Below are 21,601 nucleotides of genomic sequence, written 5' to 3'. Positions count from 1 at the left end.
TGCTCTGTTGTACCCCCGACCGGATTCGAACCGGCGCTACTGCCGTGAGAGGGCAGCGTGCTAGGCCGCTACACAACGGGGGCTTGTCCTACAACTTGCTCTGTACTGCGCTGGGCTACCAGGACTCGAACCTAGAATGACGGTACCAGAAACCGTAGTGTTGCCAATTACACCATAGCCCATGGTGTTGCAAGTACCCCCGACCGGATTCGAACCGGCGCTACTGCCGTGAGAGGGCAGCGTGCTAGGCCGCTACACAACGGGGGCCCTAGCGATCCTGCATCGAGACCGTGGGTGCGACCCAGATGATCTCGCGGGAAGGATCTGTACCCCCGACCGGATTCGAACCGGCGCTACTGCCGTGAGAGGGCAGCGTGCTAGGCCGCTACACAACGGGGGCTTGTCCTACAACTTGCTCTGTACTGCGCTGGGCTACCAGGACTCGAACCTAGAATGACGGTACCAGAAACCGTAGTGTTGCCAATTACACCATAGCCCACTGAAACGCAACCCCTGAGGGTCTTGTTCCTGTCTGCGCTTCCCGGCCGGATCTTTCGGCCCGCTCGGGCGGCGCAGAAAGAACATTACCCGAAGGTGTCCGACGCTCCAAAACGGGTATGGCCCGCGAGCAGTCCGGGCAGCTGGCCGAGCCCCGTGATCCGGACCAGTTCGGGCCGCCCGCCCCTGCCGTGCCGGTCCAGCCAGACGCCGGCGAGGCCTGCGGCGGTGGCTCCCGCGGCGTCGATGTCGGGTTCGTCCCCGACGTACAGCACCTCGTGCGCATCGAGTCCCAGCGCCTCGCAGGAGGCGAGGAACGCCCCGGCTGCGGGCTTGGAGACGCCCAGTTCGGCCGCGCACAGCAGGGACTCGAACCGGTCGCGCACCCCGAGCACCGTCAGCTTGTGGTGCTGCGACTCCAGGGCCGAGTTGGACAGCACGGCGTGCCGGTACGTCCCCGCCAGGGCGTCGAGCGCCGGGACGGCGTCCGGGAAGAGCGCCCAGGCGCCCTCGTAGTGGGAGACGTGCCGCTCGAACCAGGCGTCGGCCTCGGCGTCGTCCAGCGCCCGTCCCAGGAACTCCCTGGCCCGGTCGCGCCGCTGCCCCTGCCAGTCGGTCTCCCCGGCGGAGAACCGCGCCCAGTGGCGCCGGGTGAGCCGCTGCCACGCCTCGACGGCCTCGTCGGGGGTGGCGTAGCCCTCGGGGAGCCCCTCCGCCGCGAGATGCCGCGCCATGCCGGTGGCGGCGGCCGTCGTGTGGTCGAAGAGCGTGTCGTCGATGTCCCAGAGGACGGCTCTGATGGGCATGGCCCGACTCTACGCGCGGCCGCATACGGACGGACGGGCCCGGCGGCCGCGCTGTGCGGCCGCCGGGCCCGTCCTCGTGCTTCGCGTGACGCGTTACGCCGCCAGCTCGGCCAGGGCCGCGTCGATGCGGGCGATCGTCCTCTCGCGGCCCAGGATCTCCAGGGACTCGAAGAGGGGGAGACCGATCGTGCGGCCGGTGACGGCGACCCGGACCGGGGCCTGGGCCTTGCCGAGCTTGAGGCCGTGCTGCTCGCCGGCGGCGAGGACCGCGGCCTTCAGGGCGTCCGCGTTCCAGTCGGCGGCGATCAGCTCGGCGCGGGCCGTGGCGAGGAGGGCGTCGGAGCCCTCCTTCATCGCCTTGGCCCAGGACGCCTCGTCGCGCACCGGCTCGTCGAGGAAGAGGAAGTCCACGTTGGCGGTGATCTCGGAGAGCACCGTGACCCGGGTCTGGGCGTGCGGGGCGATCTCGGCGAAGACCTCCGCGTCGAAGGCCTCCGGGGCCCAGGGGGCGAACGGTGCCCGCAGCCAGGGGCCGCACGCCTCGGTGAACGTCTTCACGTCCAGCCGGCGGATGTGCTCCGCGTTGACGTGCTCGCACTTCTTGAGGTCGAAGCGGGCCGGGTTGGCGTTGACGTCCTTGATGTCGAAGGCGGCGACCATCTCGTCGATGTCGAAGATGTCGCGGTCCTCGGCGATGGACCAGCCCAGCAGCGAGAGGTAGTTGAGCAGCCCCTCGCGGACGAAGCCGCGCTCGCGGTAGAGGTTGAGCGAGGCCTGCGGGTCGCGCTTGGAGAGCTTCTTGTTGCCCTCGCCCATGACATACGGCAGGTGCCCGAAGACCGGGGTGTCCTTGGCGATGCCCAGCTCGATGAGCGCCCGGTACAGGGCGATCTGGCGGGGGGTGGAGGAGAGCAGGTCCTCGCCCCGCAGGACGTGGGTGATCTCCATCAGGGCGTCGTCCACCGGGTTGACCAGCGTGTAGAGCGGGGCGCCGTTGGCGCGGACGATGCCGTAGTCCGGGACGTTCTCCGGCTGCACGGTGATGTCGCCGCGGACCAGGTCGGTGAAGGTGATGGCCTCGTCGGGCATCCGGAAGCGGACGATCGACGTACGCCCCTCGGCCTCGTAGGCGGCCTTCCGCTCGTCGCTCAGCTCGCGGCAGTGGCCGTCGTAGCCGGACGGCTTACCGGCGGCGCGGGCGGCGTCGCGGCGGGTGTCCAGCTCCTCCGTGGTGCAGTAGCAGTGGTACGCGTAGCCGCCGGCGAGGAGCTTCTCGGCGACGTCCTTGTAGATGTCCATCCGCTGCGACTGGCGGTAGGGGGCGTGCGGGCCGCCGACCTCGGGGCCCTCGTCCCAGTCGAGGCCCAGCCAGCGCATGGCGTCGAGGAGCTGCTGGTACGACTCCTCGGAGTCGCGGGCCGCGTCGGTGTCCTCGATGCGGAAGACCAGGGTGCCCTGGTGGTGCCGGGCGAAGGCCCAGTTGAAGAGAGCTGTCCGGACCAGGCCGACGTGCGGGTTGCCGGTCGGGGAGGGACAGAAACGTACGCGGACTGGTGCGTTAACCACGCTTGATCACCTTGTTGGTGAGAGTGCCGATGCCTTCGATGGTGACGGCGACCTCGTCGCCGACATGGAGGGGTCCGACCCCTGCGGGAGTGCCGGTGAGGATCACGTCGCCCGGGAGCAGCGTCATGGCTTCCGTGATGTGGACGATCAGGTCCTCGATGCTCCGGATCATGTCGCTCGTCCGGCCGAGCTGGCGCTGCTCGCCGTTGACCGTGGCCTGGATGGCGAGGTCGCCGGGGTCGAGGTCGGTCTCCACCCAGGGGCCGAGCGGGCAGGAGGTGTCGAAGCCCTTGGCCCGGGCCCACTGCTTCTCCCGCTTCTGGGCGTCACGGGCGGTGACGTCGTTGGCGCAGGTGTAGCCGAAGATGACGTCCTTGACCCGCTCGCGCGGCACCTCACGGCACATCCGGCCGATGACCACGGCCAGTTCGGCCTCGTGGTGGACCTCGTCGGAGAAGGAGGGGTACTCGATGGCGTCGCCGGAGCCGATCACCGAGGTGGTGGGCTTGAAGAAGGCGACGGGGACGTCGGGGACCTCGTTGCCGAGTTCTGCGACGTGCTCCGCGTAGTTGCGGCCGATGGCCACGACCTTGTTGGGGAGCACGGGCGGCAGCAGCCGCACCTTGTTCAGCGGGACCTTGGTCCCGGAGAGCTCGAACTCGGAGTACGGAATGCCCTTGATGATGTCGAGGACGAGACCGTCGGGCCCGTCGCCCTCGACCGCGCCGAAGGCGACATTGCCGTCGATGGAGAACCTGGCGATGCGCACGGGTTGCTGTCGCCCCTCACTGCTTGCTGGGTGCCTGGAAAAGACTGACGCTCCAGGCTAGCGCGCAGGAGGGGCGCTCCCGCGCGGGTTCACTCCGCGGCGGCCGGGGCCTTCATGAGGATCGTGCGGCGCGGATTGGCGGTCTGCGTCGGCAGCTGGACCGCGTGCTCCAGGAGTTCCGCCGTCCTCAGCGCCTCGGCGTCCTTGAGGTGCGCCAGCGTGGTGCGCCGGGGGTTGGCGATGTTGCGGAACGTCGTCGTGTTCATCTGCCGTACGGGCCCTGTCGTCGGGGCGCCGCCCGTGCGAGGGGGCGCCGGTTGTCGGTTCTGCCATCCCAGTAAAGCGTCAGGCTAAACATGCAATTCCCTCCGGGAGTCCGGAAGAGACGGCGATCTTCATGTGAGTTTGCTCACGAACGACAGGACAAATGGAGCAATGCGGGCGCATGGTCTGGACCTCAGAAACGGACATGTCATCCCTGAATGAGTCATTCCGCTCCTGATCATGGCGACTGGGACACCCCTCGCCCCGATCGGACTCGCACCCAATGGTCCGTTATGTCACCGAACACCCCGCACCCCTTGTTACGCAGTCATCACACGGTGTCACGCAGGTCACAGCCCGGTACCTGGCCCTTGTTGGAGATCCGGCACTGTGCTGAAATTCCACGCACCGCCGCGGGTTTCAAGCCGGCGCGCAGGGGCGCAACGCAGCGCCGAGTGGCGGCGGGAAGGGGAAGAGCGCCGGTCACTCACGACCACCACGGGGCGGGACGACGCCCCGCCACGCCGACACCGTTTTCTCCGTTCACGACGGAGGAGCGCCTGGTCCAGAGGTTGCGACGCTAGTGCAGGGACGTTTCAAGAGGGATGGCAGCGCGGCGGCGGAACAGGAGCCGCGCGGCGGAACCGACCGCGGCTCCTCGCCCCAGCACGCCCAGAACCCCCGGCCGGCCGCGGCCGGTGACCACGGCGACCGCGACAGGCGCCCCGGCGCCGCGCAGGCCGGTGGCGAGTCCGAGCAGGCCGTCGCACCGAAGCCGCGTGGCCCCGTCAACACGGGCTCGCGCGTAGCGCTGCGCAACTGGCGCATCAGCACGCGCCTGGTCTCCCTGCTCGCCCTCCCCGTGGTCGCCGCGACCACCCTGGGCGGTCTGCGCATCAACGAGTCCCTGAACGACATCCAGCAGCTGGAGCACATGCAGTTGCTGACGGAGATGACGAAGCAGGCGACCTCGCTGGCGCAGGCGCTCCAGGAGGAGCGCGACCAGACGGCCGGCCCGCTGTCCAACGGGGTGCCCGCGACCGACTTCAAGGTCACCACGCCCCGGGACAAGACCGACCGGGCGCGGAAGGCGTTCCTCGACGGCACGGAGGCCATCGGCGACACCGCCGGCGACGAGACGCTGGAGAGCATCCACGCCAGCGTCCAGCAGATCGCCGCCCAGCTCGGCTCCATCCGGGACACCCGTCGGCAGGCGTACGTCGATGGCAGCCCGAGTCTCCAGACGGTCGACGCCTACAGCCAGCTGATCACCTCGCTGCTGAGCCTCTCCCAGGACATGGCGCAGGCGACCAGCAGCCCCGAGATGATCAAGCGGACCCGTGCGCTGGCGGCCTTCTCCTCCTCCAAGGAGTACGCCTCGATCCAGCGCGCGATCATCGCCGCCGCGCTGCCGAACAGCGATGACGAGAAGCCGAAGCTCAACCGGAACGACCAGCAGTTCGGTCTGGCCGCGCAGCGCAAGGAGGAGGCGGCCCTCAACTCCTTCGAGGCGATCTACACCACCACGGGCAAGAACGCCGACGAGCTGACCTCGACGCTCGAGGAGGGACATCCGGACATCAAGGCGGCGGACACGTACGCCAAGAAGATGCTGGAGAACCCCATCTCCATGAGCGGCTCCTCCACGCGCCGCTCGTACATGAACTGGTACGACCAGGACACCATCAAGATCCAGGCCATGAAGCGGATCGAGGAGACCCTCCTCAGCGACATGGAGAGCAAGGCGCGCGAGCTGCGTGACGAGGCCCAGCGCGAGGCGATCATCTCCGGTGCGCTGATCCTGCTGGTGCTCGGTGTCTCCCTGGTCGGCGCCTTCGTCGTCGCCCGGTCCATGATCCGCTCGCTGCGCCGGCTCCAGGACACCGCGACGCGCGTCGCGCAGGACCGCCTGCCCGAGCTGGTCAAGCAGCTCTCCGAGTCCGACCCGCAGGACGTCGACACCTCCGTCGAGTCCGTCGGTGTGCACTCCCGCGACGAGATCGGCAAGGTGGCCGCGGCCTTCGACGACGTGCACCGCGAGGCGGTCCGTCTCGCCGCCGACCAGGCCCTTCTGCGGGGCAACGTCAACGCGATGTTCACCAACCTCTCGCGCCGCTCGCAGGGTCTCATCCAGCGCCAGCTCTCGCTCATCTCCGAGCTGGAGTCGCGCGAGGCCGACCCGGACCAGCTCTCCTCGCTCTTCAAGCTCGACCACCTCGCGACCCGTATGCGCCGGAACGGCGAGAACCTCCTCGTCCTCGCGGGCGAGGAGCCGGGCCGCCGGTGGACCCGCCCCGTGCCGCTCGTCGACGTGCTCCGCGCCGCCGCGTCCGAGGTGGAGCAGTACGAGCGCATCGAACTGGCCGCCGTGCCCGCCACCGAGGTCGCCGGCCGGGTCGTCAACGACCTCGTGCACCTGCTCGCCGAGCTGCTGGAGAACGCCACGTCGTTCTCCTCGCCGCAGACGAAGGTCCGGGTCACCGGTCACGCGCTGCCCGACGGCCGGGTGCTCGTCGAGATCCACGACACCGGCATCGGTCTCTCCCCCGAGGACCTGGCGGCGATCAACGAGCGGCTCGCCTCGCCGCCCACCGTGGACGTCTCGGTCTCCCGCCGCATGGGCCTGTTCGTGGTCGGCCGCCTCTCCCTGCGCCACGGCATCCGCATCCAGCTGCGGCCCTCCGACTCGGGCGGCACGACCGCGCTGGTCATGCTCCCGGTCGACGTCGCGCACGGCGGCAAGCAGCCGGCCCCGAAGCAGGCGCCCGGCCAGCAGTCCCCCGGCGGCCTGCTCGCGGGCGGCCCCGGTGGTCCCCAGCGCGGCCAGGTCGGCGCCGGCGCCGGTCCCCGGGCCGCGCTGCCCGCCCGCGACGTCGGCCGCACGCAGCAGAAGAACCCGCAGGGCGGACCCGGTACGCAGGACGCGGCGTTCCAGAAGCCGCAGGCCCGGCCGCAGGACGGGGCCCGTCCGGAGCCACCGCGTCAGGGCGGCGGTCTCGCCGGCGCGTTCGGCGGTGCCCGGCTCGGTGCCCACGGCGGCCAGGGCGACGGCGGTACGGACACGAACCCGCCCAGCCTGTTCGACCAGCGGCGCCCCGAGCAGAACGGCCCCGCCCGGCAGGCCCCGCAGCCCCAGCAGGCCCGGCTCGACCAGGGCGGCCAGGACGGCCGCAACGCCTTCGAGGCGCCGCGCGGTCCCGCCCGCGGCGAGCGCCGGCTGCCGCCCGTCGGCGGTCCGCGTGCCGAGCTGCCCGGCGGCACTCCGGCCCCGGCCGCTCCGGGCGGCGGCTTCCCCGCCCCGGAGCGCCCGCAGACGACGAGCTGGGGCACCGACGAGCCGTCCGCGCCCCGGCGCGCGCCGCTCGACGCGCCGCGCGGTCACGAGGAGCCGGAGACCACGGGCCGCTTCCAGCAGCCGCAGGCCCCGCTCCTTCCGGCGGACGACCGCCAGGGCCCGGGCTCCACGGCGGAGTTCCCCCGCCCGGACTTCTCGGCCCCCGCGCCCGGCGCGCAGAACGGACCGCAGAACGGACCGCGTGACTCCGGCCCGTACGGCAACGGGCCGCAGCACGACACCTCGTACGGCAACGGACCGCAGAACCCGGACGTGGCGAGCACCTCGCAGTTCGCCCGGCCGGACTTCGGCGCCCCGCAGCAGCCGGCGCCCTCGCAGCGCGACAGCCAGGACTTCGGCGCGCCGCGTCCGCCCCTGGCGGCCCCGGCCCCCGAGGCCCCGTACCGTCCGGCCCTGCCGCAGCAGTCGCAGCCCGAGGCGCTGCCACCGGCCTCCGGGCCCGGCGACGGCCGTACCCCGCTGTACGACACGCTGGAGACCAACTGGTTCCGCGGTCCGCAGCAGGGTGCCCCGCAGCAGCCTCCCGCCGCGCCGACGCCGGGCTTCCCGCAGCAGAACGGGCAGAAGCCCGCGGCTCCCGCGCCGCAGCGGGGCCTCGGCGACACCGGTGCGACGAGCGCCTGGCGCGCCTCGCCGAACGACGAGATCGTCCGGCAGGCGGAGCGGGTGAAGAAGCCCGCAGCGGGTGGAATCACCACCTCCGGTCTGCCTCGCCGGGTCCCGCGCGCCAACCTGGTGCCGGGTGCCGCCCAGCAGCAGAACCACCAGTCCGGGCCGCAGGTCTCGCGAGCGCCCGACGATGTGCGCGGGCGTCTGACCAACCTCCGCCGGGGCATCCAGCAGGGACGCCAGGCGGGCAGCGGTCAGACCGGCAGTTTCCCCCTCGGCCCCACTCACCAGCAGGAGCGTTAGTTGAGCCCGATGAGTCAGGCCGCACAGAATCTGAACTGGTTGATCACCAATTTCGTGGACAACACCCCAGGGGTGTCGCACACGGTGGTGGTCTCGGCGGACGGCCTGCTGCTGGCGATGTCCGAAGGTTTCCCGCGCGACCGCGCCGACCAGCTGGCGGCCGTCGCGTCCGGACTGACCTCGCTGACGGCAGGTGCCTCCCGGATCTTCGAGGGCGGTGCCGTCAGCCAGACCGTGGTGGAGATGGAGCGGGGCTTCCTGTTCCTCATGTCCATCTCGGACGGCTCCTCGCTGGCCGTACTGGCCCACCCGGACGCCGACATCGGTCTGGTCGGCTACGAAATGGCCCTGTTGGTGGACCGGGCGGGCACCGTCCTGACCCCGGACCTCCGTGCGGAGCTGCAGGGCAGCCTGCTCCACTAGGCGGCCTGAACCAGTGACACAGACGATCAACCCAGGAACCGCACTCAACCCTCGCCCGTCCGGCCGCTTACAGCCCCCCACCGGCCCCTTCAGACGGCAAGCCGACACCCTGCTGTCACGCCCGGAGGACTCATGACCCCGCCACCCGCCTCACCCGATCCGTACGGCGCGTCCAGCCACGCGTCGTACGAAGGTGAGGGTGACCAGCCGCTGGTCCGTCCGTACGCCATGACCGGCGGACGCACCAGGCCCCGCTACCAGCTGGCGATAGAAGCACTGGTCAGCACCACGGCCGATCCCGCGCATCTGGGGACCCTGCTCCCCGAGCATCAGCGGATCTGCCATCTGTGCCGCGAGGTCAAATCGGTGGCCGAGGTCTCGGCCCTGCTGTCGATGCCCCTCGGTGTGGCGCGGATTCTCGTAGCCGATCTGGCGGAAGCCGGCATGGTGGCCATCCACCAGCCGGGCAATGGAGAGGCCGGCGGCGCGCCGGATGTGACACTGCTCGAAAGGGTGCTCAGTGGACTTCGCAAGCTCTAACGGCGGTGCGGCGACCCGGGCCACCACCTCGGCGAAGATCGTCGTGGCCGGTGGGTTCGGCGTGGGCAAGACCACGTTCGTCGGTGCCGTCTCGGAGATCAATCCGCTGCGCACCGAAGCCGTGATGACGTCCGCCTCGGCGGGCATCGACGACCTCACACACACCGGCGGCAAGACCACCACCACGGTGGCGATGGACTTCGGCCGCATCACGCTCGACCAGGACCTGATCCTGTACCTCTTCGGTACGCCGGGCCAGGACCGCTTCTGGTTCATGTGGGACGACCTCGTGCGCGGCGCCATCGGCGCCGTCGTCCTGGTCGACACCCGCCGTCTCGCCGACTGCTTCCCGGCCGTCGACTACTTCGAGAACAGCGGGCTCCCCTTCGTCATCGCCCTCAACGGCTTCGACGGGCACCAGCCCTACACCCCCGACGAGGTCCGCGAAGCGCTCCAGATCGGCCCCGACACCCCGATCATCACCACGGACGCACGGCACCGCGCGGACGCGAAGAGCGGCCTGATCACGCTCGTCGAGCACGCGCTGATGGCCCGGCTCAAGTAGCGGCAAGTCGGAAGTACCGTACGGCAGTTACCGTAGCCACCGGGGGCGGACTGTGTCCTTTGACACGATCCGCCCCCACCTTCATAACGTTTCGAAAGAGAATTGCCCCGCGACAGATACCGGATGCGCACAAGTGGTGTCACTGCGCTCACACGAGCCTCGCCTTTTGGCGGGGCTCGCTCTTTATGCCCGATTTATCTGAGGCATGAGCCACTCGGAATCCCTCATTCCGACTGTTTGGAACGCGACCGCCGGCCGTGCTGCAATGCGACCGACTCCCGAGTAAGTACGGCCCTGAACAAAACCCGGCACAGCGTAGGTGCCGACGCCGAGAGGTTGTTGGTCGAGTGAGGCGTAACAACAAGGGCTCCACGGCGCAGGCGGAGCGGGGCAACTTCACCCCGCCGTCGCGAGCCGCGGCGCCGTCCGCCGACGTGTCCGAAGGGGCACCGGCCGGTGGCAGCACCAGCCGGCTGTCCCCGCGCAACTGGCGGGTGCCGACCCGGCTGAACGCGATCCTCCTGATCCCGGCACTGGTCGGCCTGGTCATGGGCGGCTTCCAGGTGAAGGGCTCGATCGACACCTGGCAGGAGGCCCAGGACGCGGAGAAGACCGCGCTGATCGTGCGCGCGGCCGCCGAGTACGGGCAGGCCCTGCTCAACGAGCGCGACCTCACCGCCCGGCCGCTGCTGTCGAACAAGCGGGACGACGAGGTCGTCACGCGGACCCGCGCCACCACCGACGCCGCCGCGGAGAAGTTCGCCGAGGCCGTCAGGGACATGCCGGCCACGGAGGGCCTCCAGCGCCGCCTCAAGCTGTTCAAGCTGGAGGAGCCCAAGCTCCCGCAGCTGCGCAAGGTGGCCTACACCGCCGCCATGGACCCGGTGAAGACCGAAGAGGGCTACGTCCAGGTCCAGCACTCCCTCATGGAGTTCTGCAACGAGCTGGGTCTCGGCACCGGCAACATCACCAGCTACGGCCGTACCGTCTACGCGATCGAGCTGGCCAAGGCCGCAGAATCGCTTCAGCGCTCCATCGGCACGCACCTCCTGGTCCGTCCCAGCAAGGAGGACGGCAAGTTCAGCGACCAGGTCAAGGCCTTCGGCTCGTACAACTACCTGGAGCAGATCGCCCTCGGTGAGTTCACCTCCGGCGGCACGGAGGCCGACGCGGCCCGGCTGAAGAAGGTCATGGGCGCCAAGGCCGCCGCGGGCGCCGCCGAGCTCAAGGCCGCCAAGGCGAAGGCCGACGCGGCCGGGGTGCCGTTCGTGGCCCCGCCCACCATCGACGGCTCGGTCTACGACGGCATGGCCCAGGAGATCGGCCTCGGCCGGTCCCCCGAGCAGCTGAAGGCGAAGGGCATCACGCCCGACTCCTGGATGGCCGCCGCCACCGCCAAGTTCGACGGCTACACCACGGTCGAGGACGAGCTCGTCGACAAGGCCGTGACCGAGGCCGCGGAGATCTCGTCCGACGCCCGCACCGACGCCCTCGTCAACGCGGCGATCGTGGTCATCGCCCTCCTGGCCGCCTTCCTCCTGGCCGGTCTGGTGGCCCGCCAGATGAGCCGCTCGATGCGCCGGCTGCGTACCGCCGCCTTCTCCATCGCCGAGCAGCGGCTGCCCTCGCTGGTCGACCAGCTCTCGCGCACCGACCCGGGCCGCATCGACACCCGCGTCCAGCCGATCCCGATCACCTCCCGGGACGAGATCGGCGAGGTCGCCCGCGCCTTCGACCAGGTGCACCAGGAGGCGGTCCGGCTCGCGGCCGAGCAGGCCATGCTCCGGGGCAACGTCAACGCGATCTTCACCAACCTCTCACGCCGCAACCAGTCACTCATCGAGGGCCAGCTGACCCTCATCACCGACCTGGAGAACAACGAGGCCGACCCCGACCAGCTGGAGAACCTGTTCCGGCTGGACCACCTGGCCACCCGCATGCGGCGCAACGGCGAGAACCTCCTCGTCCTCGCCGGCGAGGAGCCCGGCCGCCGCTGGAACCAGCCGGTGCCGCTGGTGGACGTGCTGCGCGCCGCCTCCTCCGAGGTGGAGTCCTACGAGCGCATCGAGCTCTCCGGCATCCCGGAGACCGAGATCCACGGCCAGTCCGTCACCGACCTCGTGCACCTGCTGGCCGAGCTGCTGGAGAACGCCACGATGTTCTCCTCGCCGCAGACCAAGGTGCGGGTCACCGCGACCCGGCTGCCCGACAGCCGCGTGATGATCGAGATCCACGACAAGGGCATCGGCCTCACCGCCGAGGACTTCGCCGACATCAACCACAAGCTGGCCAACCCGCCGACGGTGGACGCCGCGGTCTCGCAGCGCATGGGCCTGTTCGTGGTCGGCCGGCTCGCCGACCGGCACGGCATCCGGGTCCAGCTGCGCCCCTCGGGGGAGCAGGCCGGCACGACCTCGCTGGTCATGCTGCCGGACGCGATCACCCACGGTGGCGGCGGCGAGGCCCCGGCGCAGGACGACTTCACCGTCTCCTCGATCATCCCGCAGCAGCAGGCGTTCGACGCCCTGCCGCACCAGCCGCAGCTGCGCACGGCGGCCGAACTCGGCTTCGACGACTCGCGTTACGAGGAGGCGTCCGCGGACGCCGTCCAGCTCGACCCGGTGGGCCGCTCGCTGATGCGCGAGGAGCGCCGCGCGGCGCTGGGGGCCCAGGCCGCCGGCGAGCGCCAGCAGTTCCCGCAGCAGCCGGAGCCGGAGCAGCGGCAGGGACAGCCCGAACAGGCTTACCCGGAGGGCGGGTACGGCCAGGACGCCTATGCCGGCAACGGTGAGGCCGCCTACGCCGGGAACGGCCAGGACGCCTACGCCGCGAGCCCGTACGAGGGCGGCTACGACCCGTACGCCGGCGCCACCGGCTACGACGGGGCCCAGGGCGGCTATCCGGAGGCCTCGTACGCAGCCCCCGAGGCACCCCAGCAGGGCTACGGCGAGCAGTACGCCGTCCAGCCCCAGCAGGATGAGTGGGCAGATCAGAGCGCGTACCAGGGTGGATTCGAGCCGGTCGCGCAGGCGGAACCGGAATCTGCGGCGAGCGCTCCCGCCGAGCCGCAGGAGCGCGTAGGCTTCGAGCGTTCGGGCCCCGTCCCGAACGCCGGCCACGAACTGACCGAAGCCGGTCTGCCGCGCCGGGGCGGCCAGCAGCACTGGCAGCCCACGGGCCGCGGGAACAGCCGGCCCGGTGCCGTGCAGGAGCGTCCGCAGCAGCACGAACTGCCGCAGCGGCCGTCAACGGCGCAGCAGGCCCCTGCCGGAGGCGACGGCTCCGACGACCGGCGCTCGGCCAACGACGAGCGCTGGGAGCGGGCCGAGAAGCTCCGGGAGCCGAAGGCGGGCGGGATAACCCCCTCCGGTCTTCCCCGGCGCGTGCCCAAGGCCAACCTGGTCGAGGGCACCGCCGAACAGACCCAGCAGGGCGGCCCCCAGGTCTCCCGCGCCCCGGAGGACGTGCGTGGCAGGCTGAGCAACCTGCGGCGCGGTGTCCTCAGGGGACGCAACGCGGGTTCGGACACAAGTAATACCTACAACCAGGAGCGTTAGTGTGAGCCCGATGAGCCAGGCGGCGCAGAATCTGAACTGGTTGATCACCAACTTCGTGGACAACACCCCCGGGGTGTCGCACACGGTGGTGGTCTCCGCCGACGGACTCCTGCTGGCGATGTCCGAGGGATTTCCGCGGGACCGCGCCGACCAGTTGGCGGCGGTCGCCTCCGGTCTGACCTCGCTGACGGCCGGTGCCTCGCGGATCTTCGAGGGCGGCGCGGTGAATCAGACGGTTGTGGAGATGGAGCGTGGATTCCTCTTCATCATGTCCGTATCCGACGGGTCCTCCTTGGCCGTTCTCGCACATCCGGACGCCGACATCGGTCTGGTGGGGTACGAAATGGCCCTTCTGGTGGACCGCGCGGGCAGCGTGCTGACGCCGGACCTCCGTGCCGAGCTCCAGGGAAGTCTTCTTAACTAGTCTTATCCAGTAACCAGACAGTGCGTTTCGCGTCACCGCCCCATAGGGTGCGGTGGCGCGGTCCCACTGGGATCGGGACCGGCAGGCGGAGGAGGAATCGTGGGTACACCCCCGGACGGGCACCAGTACGACGGTGGCCGGCATGTGCCGGGTGGGCACGGGGACGAACGTTTCGACTTCCCCTCCACCCCCGGCGGGCAGGGCGCTCAGCAGCCTCCACAGCCCTATCAGCCGTACGGGCAGCCGCAGTACGGCCAGGCGGGCCCCGGCTGGCCGCAGCAGGAGCCTTACCAGCCCCAGCAGCCCCAGCACCCCCGGCGCCCCCACCGCTTCGACGCGCCGCAGCAGCAGCCCCGCATCCAGCCGGTGCAGCCGCGGCGGGCTCCCGAACCGGCGGCTCCGGCCGCGCACAATCCGCTGGTCCGTCCGTACGCCATGACAGGTGGCCGGACCCGACCGCGCTACCAACTCGCCATTGAGGCGTTGGTCAGTACCACGGCTGATCCGTCCCGGCTGCAAGGGCAGTTGCCCGAGCACCAGCGGATCTGCCGGCTGTGCTTCGAGATCAAGTCGGTGGCCGAGATCTCGGCCCTCCTCTCGATCCCCCTCGGCGTGGCCCGGATCCTCGTAGCCGACCTGGCAGAGGCCGGACTCGTCGCTATCCACCAGCCCGGCGGCGACGAGTCCGCCGGCGGCCAGCCAGATGTGACACTGCTCGAAAGGGTGCTCAGTGGACTTCGCAAGCTCTAGCGGCGGAGCGGCCCGCTCCACTACCTCGGCGAAGATCGTGGTGGCAGGGGGCTTCGGCGTGGGTAAGACCACGTTTGTCGGTGCCGTCTCGGAGATCAATCCGCTGCGCACCGAAGCCGTGATGACGTCCGCCTCGGCGGGCATCGACGACCTGACGCACACCGGGGACAAGACCACCACCACGGTGGCGATGGACTTCGGCCGCATCACGCTCGACCAGGACCTGATCCTGTACCTCTTCGGTACGCCGGGCCAGGACCGCTTCTGGTTCATGTGGGACGACCTCGTGCGCGGCGCCATCGGCGCCGTCGTCCTGGTCGACACCCGCCGTCTCGCCGACTGCTTCCCGGCCGTCGACTACTTCGAGAACAGCGGGCTCCCCTTCGTCATCGCCCTCAACGGCTTCGACGGGCACCAGCCCTACACCCCCGACGAGGTCCGCGAAGCGCTCCAGATCGGCCCCGACACCCCGATCCTGACGACGGACGCGCGGCACCGCGCGGACGCGAAGAGCGCGCTGATCACGCTCGTCGAGCACGCGCTGATGGCCCGCCTGCGGTAAGGAACGGCGTGACGACGAAGGCCCCGCACCCCTCGAGGGGTGCGGGGCCTTCGCGTGTGCCCTAACGGCTCATGGCGGTCGCCCGTTCCAGGCGGGACAGCTTCTCGGGGTTGCGTACGTGGTAGGCACCGGCGATGAGGCCCTTCTCGACCCGTACCGCCACCACCCCGTCGATCTCGCCGTCGACGCGGACGAGGAGCGCCGGGCCGCCGTTGATCTGGACCAGCTCGACCGTGCGGTCGGCGTGGCGCCGCCACCAGCCGGTGGCGCAGGCCGCTGGGGCGCGCTGCTCTTCATCGGGCCGGCCCAGCTCATGATCGTCCTGGACGGGGGACCGCCACCGGGGACGCCGAGCGGGTGCTCACCGCCGCGCCCTGACCGTCCGGGCGGAGGTTCTCAGCCCTGCCAGCTGTGGGGCGCCCGGAAGCCGGGGGTGCGCTCCAGGCGGCGCCAGCCCGCCGTGTCGCGGCCCCGAAGGGGGGCGGCGGCGGGCTGGGCGGCGGCGCGGGCGAGCAGGACCGCGGTGATGGCGGCCAGCTCCTCGGGGTCGGCGAGACCCTTCTCGACGCGCAGCACGGACTCGGCGGTGGCAGTGCTCATGGGTGTGTCTCCGTCTTCTCGGCAGTTCTTCGCGGGGCTCGCAGGGTCGCTGCGGGGCGTCGGACTACTGCGGGGGGTTGCCGTGCTTGCGGGCCGGCAGGTCGGCGTGCTTGGAGCGGAGCATGGCGAGGGAGGCGATCAGGACCTCGCGCGTCTCGGCCGGGTCGATGACGTCGTCGACCAGGCCGCGCTCGGCGGCGTAGTAGGGGTGCATCAGCTCGGTCCTGTACTCCTTGACCATGCGGGTGCGCATGGCCTCGGGGTCCTCGGCCTCCGCGATCTGCCTGCGGAAGATGACGTTGGCGGCGCCCTCCGCGCCCATCACGGCGATCTCGTTGGTGGGCCAGGCGTAGGTGAGGTCCGCACCGATGGACTGGCTGTCCATGACGATGTAGGCGCCGCCGTACGCCTTGCGCAGGATCAGGGAGATCCGCGGCACCGTCGCGTTGCAGTACGCGTAGAGCAGCTTCGCGCCGTGCCGGATGATCCCACCGTGCTCCTGATCCACCCCGGGCAGGAAGCCGGGCACGTCCAGAAGAGTGATGATCGGGATGTTGAAGGCGTCGCACATCTGGACGAAGCGGGCGGCCTTCTCGGACGCCTCGATGTCCAGCACACCGGCCAGGGCCTGCGGCTGGTTGGCCACGATGCCGACGACCTGGCCGTCCATGCGGGCCAGCGCGCAGATGATGTTGCGGGCCCAGCGCTCGTGGACCTCCAGGTAGTCGCCGTCGTCGACGAGCTCCTCGATCACCTTGTGCATGTCGTACGGGCGGTTGCCGTCGGCGGGCACCAGGTCCAGCAGGGCCTCGCCGCGCCGGTCTGCCGGGTCGTCGCTCGCCGTGGTGGGCGGGTTCTCCCGGTTGTTGGAGGGCAGCATCCCGATGAGGTAGCGGACCTCGGCGATGCAGGTCTCCTCGTCGTCGTACGCGAAGTGCGCGACGCCCGAGGTCTCGGCGTGCACGTCGGCGCCGCCGAGGCCGTTCTGCGTGATCTCCTCGCCCGTCACCGCCTTCACCACGTCCGGACCGGTGATGAACATCTGCGAGGTCTCACGGACCATGAACACGAAGTCCGTCAGGGCCGGGCTGTAGGCGGCGCCGCCCGCGCACGGACCGAGCATCACGCTGATCTGCGGGATGACCCCCGAGGCGCGGGTGTTGCGCTGGAAGATCCCGCCGTACCCGGCGAGCGCGGAGACGCCCTCCTGGATACGGGCGCCCGCGCCGTCGTTCAGCGACACCAGCGGCGCGCCGGCCGAGATGGCCATGTCCATGATCTTGTGGATCTTCGTCGCGTGCGCCTCGCCCAGCGCCCCGCCGAAGATCCGGAAGTCGTGCGCGTACACGAAGACCGTCCGGCCCTCCACCGTCCCCCACCCGGTGATCACACCGTCGGTGTACGGCTTCTTCGCCTCCAGGCCGAAACCCGTCGCCCGGTGCCGCCGCAACTGCTCGACCTCGTGGAACGAACCCGGGTCCAGCAGCAGCTCGATGCGCTCACGCGCCGTCAGCTTGCCCTTGGCGTGCTGCGCCTCGGTCGCCCGGTCACTCGGTCCGCGCCGGGCCTGCTCACGCAGCGCCAGCAGTTCGGCCACACGGCCACGGGTGTCGCTCGGCTCGCCCTGGGTTTCGTCCACAACGGTCATGTACTGACCCTACGAACCCCGCCAAGAAAATCCTGCCGTTGACTCCGTACAGTCTCCTGACCGGATTACTGGTGGAGCCTGACAGAAGCCCCGGGCCGTGCAGGCGAAGTACCAGCCGGTACCCGGCATCGGTTGTGGAGGCTCCACAAACGGTTCACTGTGGTCTGCCGCACACGCCGGTGAGCCCGCGAGGGAGGGGGACCCGGCCCCCTCCCGCCGCGGGGACTCAGCCTCCGCAGTGGAAGCGGGCGCTCCCCCAGTCGGCGTGGTCGTTTCCGTTGCCGTCCCCGCCGTCACCGGCGATCAGCTCGACGTACGCGGCGCCGGTGACGTCGGCCGTCAGCGACCAGGCGGTGTCAAAGGCCCTGAGCACCGGCGACTTCACCTTCTCGGTGCCGTCCGCCTTCACGGAGAACTGCACGCTGCCGGCGCTCTTCTGGACGTCGTCCACGCCGACCTCGGCGGTGAAGGAGGTGCACCGTCCGCCGACGTAGTAGCGGATGGTGGCCGGGGCGTGGCTGCCGAGGCCCTTCTCGTGGACCGTGCCGCCGATGGTGAGGGCGGTGCCGTCGCCGGTGCCGGTCTCGCCGTTGGACAGGTCGCGCTCGACCGGTCCCCAGCCGTTGGTGGTGGCCGTCCAGTCGAGGTCACTGGCCCAGCTGTCCGTGGTGGGCGGCGGCGGCAGGGTGCGTACGGAGGTCTGCGCACCGATCTTCCGCTGCCCGTCGCCGGTCGTGTACGTGGCCTCGGAGGTGAGGGCGTACGTGCGGTACTCGGCGTCCACCGGCGGGGTGACCTGCCAGCTCGCGGTGGCCTTCGCGCCGGGCGCGACGGAGTCGAAGGTGACGGCGCCGGCGGGCTCGGACTTCCAGCCCTCGGGGAGGGCCAGGTCCACCGTGACGCCGGTGGCGGCGGTGGACTCGTAGTTGGTGAAGCTCGCCTTCACGGTGTTGGCGGTGCCCGGCTCCAGGGTCTCGGCGGCCGGGGCGAGGCTGAGCGTGGAGCAGGCGGCCCGCTCGCCCGCGGGCGCCTCGCCGAGGTCGGTCACGGTGAAGGCGTCGAGCACGAAGTCGGCGCCGTCCGGGGCGTCGCCGCGCTTGCGCAGCCCGGTCCAGGTGTCGCCGCAGCCCGCCGTGACGGTCTCGGTGAAGTGGCCGGTGGTGCGCCGGGCGCCGATGGCGGTGGCCCGGGTCTCGACGGAGGCGGGCCTGCCCTCGGCGGTGATCCGGTCGTAGCCGTCCACCCACTCGTAGGCCCCGGCGTGGCTGGACTGGTAGTCGTACTCGACCCGGTAGCTGTGGCCCGCGGTCATCGGGACGGTCCAGGGGGCCGTGCGGTAGACGAGTCCGGTGTTCTCCTCGTGGGCCTTGAGGGATTCCTCGCCGCCGATCACGTCGTCGACGAGCTTCCCGTTCCAGCCGGCCTGGGTGTACGGGGCGTGCAGCCGGGAGATGACGGTGCGGGGGTCGGTGGAGCCGCCCGCGTCGCCCTTGAGGAAGGGGCCCCAGCCCTGGTCGACGTCCTCGAAGTCCTCGTGGACCACGGTGTTCTTCCGGGTGGCGGGGGCGTTGGCGACCAGGCGTACGTCGTCGGCGCGGACGGTGGCCGTGCTGCCGTCGGCGGCCTCGATGCGCAGGGTGGTGCGGCCGTCGGCCGGGGCGGTGAAGTTGACCTTGGCTCGCTGGAAGTAGGTGCCGTGCCAGTCGGACGCGGCGACATGGTCCTTGGCGGTGGAGCGGTCCACGGCGACGGACTTCCCGCCGGCCGAGAGCGTGGTGTGCCGGGACTTCCCGGGCTCGACCTCGATGAGCGCGGACGCGGTGTAGCGGGCGCCGGGCCTGAGGCCGCCGATGCGCTGGGAGAGGGCCGCGGTGCCGGTGCCGGAGAGCTTCGCGCTGTTGCGGCCCCGGTCGTCGGTGTCACGGACGGCGGCGCCGGTCCTCGACCAGTCGCCGAGCCGGGCGTCGTTGAAGCCGGGGTCGGCGACGAGGGTGTCCTCGCCCCACTTCGGGTCGGCCGCCTTCGGGGCCCGGTGCGGGTAGAGGACGTACGGCTGCCCGGCCTCGGCCTTCAGCGTGATCCTCCCGTCGACGGGCCGGACGGTGCCGGTCTTCACGCGGCCGTTGTCGGTGAGCTCGTAGACGGTGTACGTGCTGTTCGAGGGCACCGCCCAGCTGCTCGTACCGCCCTCCTGGCTGTAGTGGTACAGCTTCTTGCCGCCGTCCCACGGGAGCAGGTAGTCGGTGCCGCTGAGGACCTTGCGGCCGTGGTCGTAGAACGTCCGCCTGCCGTCCTCGACGGTTCCGGTGATCCCGCCGGTGAAGGTGATGTCGTTGCCGTCCCAGCGGGTGATCTTCTGCTGCTGGAGGTACTTGGCGGGCAGGTTCCGCTGCCAGATGTTGGCGTAGAAGGCGTTCCAGTCGGTCTCGCCGGTCCAGCCCTCGAACTCGTCGATGGCGCTCCGGCCGAGCACCGGGTCGTTGTTCCAGACGTCCTTCTCGCCGTTGCGGATGAACCGGATGATCTTCGAGTTGAGGCCCTTGTTGGTGGCGCCGCCGTAGTCGAGGTCGTTGGCCCAGTGCGACCAGAGCGAGGCCCGCTCGAACTTGTCCGCCCACTCGCTGGAGATGTTCCAGCCCTGCTTCTGGAGGGTCTGGACCGTCTTGTCCGCGATCCAGCCGTGCGTGTAGTAGACGTCGATGTACAGCATGCTGAGGTTGCTGTCCGTCTCGTCCCGCAGCTGCTGGAAGCGCTTGGCCAGGTCACCGCTGTTGATGTCGCGGCGCTGGTCGATGTAGTAGCTCTGGCCCAGCCAGTTCCAGCCGGGCTTCGACTTGTCGACGAGGTTCTCGTCGAAGGCCTTCGCCTCCGGGTACGCCTCCGTGGCGTTGACGTGGACGCCGAAGGTGGCGCCCCACTTCCTGCCGTCCTCCAGGAGGGCGTTGAGGTCCTTCAGCCCGCCGGCGCGCTCGTTGTAGTCGCCGCCGTAGTCGGGGTGGGCGGAGTCGTGGCCCTCGGAGGCGTACCCCTTGAGCAGCGCGAGCTGCCCGAGGCCGTCCGTGGCCAGGGAGATCCGCTTGACGTCGTCGAGCGTGCGCAGGAAGGGGTGGGTGGCCTGGCTGGCGAAGTTGAACGGGATGTGGGTGATCACCCGGTCCGCGGTGTCCTCGCTGCCCGGCGCCACCACGCCGATCGAGCGGAACGCGACGGCGCCGTCCTGCCAGTCGACGGTGCGGTCGCCGTTGGCGTCGGGCGTCACGACGACCTTCGCCCAGGGCAGGCCGTCGCCGCTCTCGGGCTTCGGAGCGCCGTCGCCGCGGTAGGTCCACTGGCCGGACCGGACGCCGACCCGGGTGGAGCCGTCGGCTTCCTTGCGGGCCTGGTGCCAGAAGCGGGCGTCGTCGCCGCCGGTGGCGCCGGAGGGCTTGTCGTACGAGGAGTTGGACTCGACGGCGGCGGCCAGGGCACCGGTGTTGACGAGGGCGTACGTGGCGCCGACGGGCGCGGACTGGGCCGGGGTGTCCGCGGTGACCGCCCCGAAGACGTCGGCGGTCCTCGTCGAGTCGGGGTCGAGCTTCGTGAAGGCGGTCGCGGCTCCGGCGTCGGTGCTCGCGACGGAGACCAGGTCGTGGCCGGGTATGTCGATCGTGCCCACCCGGAAGGCGGCGGTGTCGCGGACCGCGGTCACCCTGAAGGTGGTGACGCGGCCCGACACCGAGAGCGTGGCGTCGATCTCGACGCCGGGCAGGTCGGTGAAGGCCAGGGTGTAGCGGGCGGCCGAGCCGGTGATCTCCGGGGCGCCCTTGAGCTCCACGGGGTGCGCGGTGCCGTTCAGGGTGACGGCGGTGACCGGCCGGGTGCTGCCGGCCAGCTGCTCGCCGGAGGCGCGGTCGGTGTACGTGAGGACGCGGGGGAAGTCGGCGGCCACGGCGACCGCGAGGTCCGCGGAGAGGAGGACGGGGCCGCCCGCGGGCACGGCGGCACCGGTGGCAGCGGGCGAGGGGGCGGCGGCCACGGCGGGGAGGGCGGTTCCCACCAGGGCCAGGACGGCTGCTGAGGCGGCGGCTGCGACGCCCACCGGCGTACATCTTGGTGACATGTGCACTGCGTAGTCGTCGGCTCGGCGCACCGTCAACGACGTACGGCCCCGAGGGCCTCTCCAGTCCAACAACCGCCCCCCGTAAGTCCAAGTGGGGCGGAGCCGGGACATCCCGGACGCCGTGTTCAGCTCCTGATCGCGGGTGACGGAAACATCGAGGAGCGGACGGGCAACTGCCGCCCACCAGTGTCGAGTTGTGAAGAGTTCTTCTTTTTGAGAGCGCTCTCAGTCACAAGTCTTGACGCCCGCGCCACGCGTCGCGA

Annotated in this window: 15 protein-coding genes and 5 tRNA genes; 8 read left to right on the top strand and 12 right to left on the bottom strand. The window is 70.7% G+C overall.

What is annotated here, in order from left to right; genetic code table 11:
* Positions 1–10: 10 nt before the first annotated feature.
* The 9 genes from ABZ564_RS17410 to ABZ564_RS17370 all read right to left on the bottom strand — a co-directional run bounded on the left by ABZ564_RS17410 (position 11) and on the right by ABZ564_RS17370 (position 3,905).
* Positions 11–83, bottom strand: a tRNA-Glu gene (locus tag ABZ564_RS17410).
* A 27-nt stretch (positions 84–110) separates the two neighbouring features.
* Positions 111–182 (bottom strand) — tRNA-Gln (locus ABZ564_RS17405).
* Between the two features lie 12 nt (positions 183–194).
* Positions 195–267: transfer RNA gene (locus tag ABZ564_RS17400), tRNA-Glu, on the bottom strand.
* Between the two features lie 60 nt (positions 268–327).
* Positions 328–400, bottom strand: a tRNA-Glu gene (locus ABZ564_RS17395).
* Between the two features lie 27 nt (positions 401–427).
* A tRNA-Gln gene (locus ABZ564_RS17390) sits at positions 428–499 on the bottom strand.
* Between the two features lie 85 nt (positions 500–584).
* A complete protein-coding gene (locus ABZ564_RS17385) occupies positions 585–1,304 on the bottom strand; it encodes an HAD family hydrolase (protein WP_360856594.1) in 720 nt (239 codons plus the stop codon).
* A gap of 93 nt (positions 1,305–1,397) precedes the next feature.
* Positions 1,398–2,870, bottom strand: a complete 1,473-nt coding sequence (gene gltX / locus ABZ564_RS17380) for a glutamate--tRNA ligase (RefSeq protein ID WP_360856591.1) — start codon at positions 2,868–2,870, stop codon at positions 1,398–1,400.
* Positions 2,863–3,639, bottom strand: a complete 777-nt coding sequence (locus tag ABZ564_RS17375; RefSeq protein WP_360856588.1) for a fumarylacetoacetate hydrolase family protein — start codon at positions 3,637–3,639, stop codon at positions 2,863–2,865. The genes gltX and ABZ564_RS17375 overlap by 8 nt, the downstream gene beginning before the upstream one ends.
* An 89-nt stretch (positions 3,640–3,728) precedes the next feature.
* Complete coding sequence (locus tag ABZ564_RS17370) at positions 3,729–3,905, bottom strand: hypothetical protein (RefSeq protein ID WP_360856585.1); 177 nt, start codon at positions 3,903–3,905, stop codon at positions 3,729–3,731.
* A gap of 581 nt (positions 3,906–4,486) precedes the next feature.
* Between ABZ564_RS17370 and ABZ564_RS17365 the strand changes: the two genes are divergently transcribed.
* The 8 genes from ABZ564_RS17365 to ABZ564_RS17330 all read left to right on the top strand — a co-directional run bounded on the left by ABZ564_RS17365 (position 4,487) and on the right by ABZ564_RS17330 (position 14,991).
* Positions 4,487–8,170 carry a nitrate- and nitrite sensing domain-containing protein gene (locus tag ABZ564_RS17365; protein WP_360856582.1) on the top strand — a complete coding sequence of 1,228 codons (3,684 nt, stop codon included), beginning with the start codon at positions 4,487–4,489 and terminating at the stop codon, positions 8,168–8,170.
* Complete coding sequence (locus ABZ564_RS17360; protein WP_003966009.1) at positions 8,171–8,593, top strand: roadblock/LC7 domain-containing protein; 423 nt, start codon at positions 8,171–8,173, stop codon at positions 8,591–8,593.
* 132 nt (positions 8,594–8,725) lie between these two features.
* Entirely contained in the window at positions 8,726–9,133 is a 408-nt protein-coding gene (locus ABZ564_RS17355; RefSeq protein WP_018521347.1) for a DUF742 domain-containing protein, read from the top strand.
* Positions 9,114–9,698: an ATP/GTP-binding protein gene (locus ABZ564_RS17350; RefSeq protein ID WP_028444348.1), complete on the top strand. Its 585-nt coding sequence runs from the start codon at positions 9,114–9,116 to the stop codon at positions 9,696–9,698. Before ABZ564_RS17355 ends, ABZ564_RS17350 begins: the two co-directional genes overlap by 20 nt.
* A 347-nt stretch (positions 9,699–10,045) precedes the next feature.
* Positions 10,046–13,255: a nitrate- and nitrite sensing domain-containing protein gene (locus ABZ564_RS17345; RefSeq protein WP_360856578.1), complete on the top strand. Its 3,210-nt coding sequence runs from the start codon at positions 10,046–10,048 to the stop codon at positions 13,253–13,255.
* 10 nt (positions 13,256–13,265) lie between these two features.
* Complete coding sequence (locus ABZ564_RS17340; RefSeq protein ID WP_018551717.1) at positions 13,266–13,679, top strand: roadblock/LC7 domain-containing protein; 414 nt, start codon at positions 13,266–13,268, stop codon at positions 13,677–13,679.
* A 99-nt stretch (positions 13,680–13,778) separates the two neighbouring features.
* A complete protein-coding gene (locus ABZ564_RS17335; RefSeq protein ID WP_360856575.1) occupies positions 13,779–14,429 on the top strand; it encodes a DUF742 domain-containing protein in 651 nt (216 codons plus the stop codon).
* Positions 14,410–14,991 carry an ATP/GTP-binding protein gene (locus ABZ564_RS17330; RefSeq protein ID WP_014048542.1) on the top strand — a complete coding sequence of 194 codons (582 nt, stop codon included), beginning with the start codon at positions 14,410–14,412 and terminating at the stop codon, positions 14,989–14,991. The genes ABZ564_RS17335 and ABZ564_RS17330 overlap by 20 nt, the downstream gene beginning before the upstream one ends.
* A 396-nt stretch (positions 14,992–15,387) precedes the next feature.
* On the opposite strand, the gene ABZ564_RS17325 is transcribed toward ABZ564_RS17330, so the two are convergent.
* The 3 genes from ABZ564_RS17325 to ABZ564_RS17315 form a co-directional block, all read right to left on the bottom strand.
* Complete coding sequence (locus ABZ564_RS17325) at positions 15,388–15,591, bottom strand: acyl-CoA carboxylase subunit epsilon (protein WP_360856573.1); 204 nt, start codon at positions 15,589–15,591, stop codon at positions 15,388–15,390.
* A gap of 64 nt (positions 15,592–15,655) precedes the next feature.
* The gene (locus ABZ564_RS17320) at positions 15,656–17,239 is read right to left on the bottom strand and encodes an acyl-CoA carboxylase subunit beta (protein ID WP_360856570.1); all 1,584 of its coding nucleotides are present in this window, start codon (positions 17,237–17,239) and stop codon (positions 15,656–15,658) included.
* 226 nt (positions 17,240–17,465) lie between these two features.
* Positions 17,466–21,338, bottom strand: coding sequence for an endo-alpha-N-acetylgalactosaminidase family protein (locus ABZ564_RS17315; RefSeq protein WP_360856567.1), 3,873 nt, complete (start codon positions 21,336–21,338; stop codon positions 17,466–17,468).
* Positions 21,339–21,601: the final 263 nt, after the last annotated feature.

The sequence above is a fragment of the Streptomyces sp. NPDC019224 genome (assembly GCF_040632605.1).
GTDB lineage: Bacteria > Actinomycetota > Actinomycetes > Streptomycetales > Streptomycetaceae > Streptomyces.
This window is presented reverse-complemented; position numbering and strand designations above follow the sequence as displayed.

Excerpts from the sequence above, each read along its gene's own strand:
- ABZ564_RS17315 (WP_360856567.1), bottom strand. The coding sequence starts at position 21,338 with ATGTCACCAAGATGTACGCCGGTGGGCGTCGCAGCCGCCGCCTCAGCA.
- ABZ564_RS17370 (WP_360856585.1), bottom strand. The coding sequence starts at position 3,905 with ATGAACACGACGACGTTCCGCAACATCGCCAACCCCCGGCGCACCACG.
- ABZ564_RS17385 (WP_360856594.1), bottom strand. The coding sequence starts at position 1,304 with ATGCCCATCAGAGCCGTCCTCTGGGACATCGACGACACGCTCTTCGAC.
- ABZ564_RS17325 (WP_360856573.1), bottom strand. The coding sequence starts at position 15,591 with ATGAGCACTGCCACCGCCGAGTCCGTGCTGCGCGTCGAGAAGGGTCTC.
- ABZ564_RS17355 (WP_018521347.1), top strand. The coding sequence starts at position 8,726 with ATGACCCCGCCACCCGCCTCACCCGATCCGTACGGCGCGTCCAGCCAC.
- ABZ564_RS17340 (WP_018551717.1), top strand. The coding sequence starts at position 13,266 with ATGAGCCAGGCGGCGCAGAATCTGAACTGGTTGATCACCAACTTCGTG.
- ABZ564_RS17320 (WP_360856570.1), bottom strand. The coding sequence starts at position 17,239 with ATGACCGTTGTGGACGAAACCCAGGGCGAGCCGAGCGACACCCGTGGC.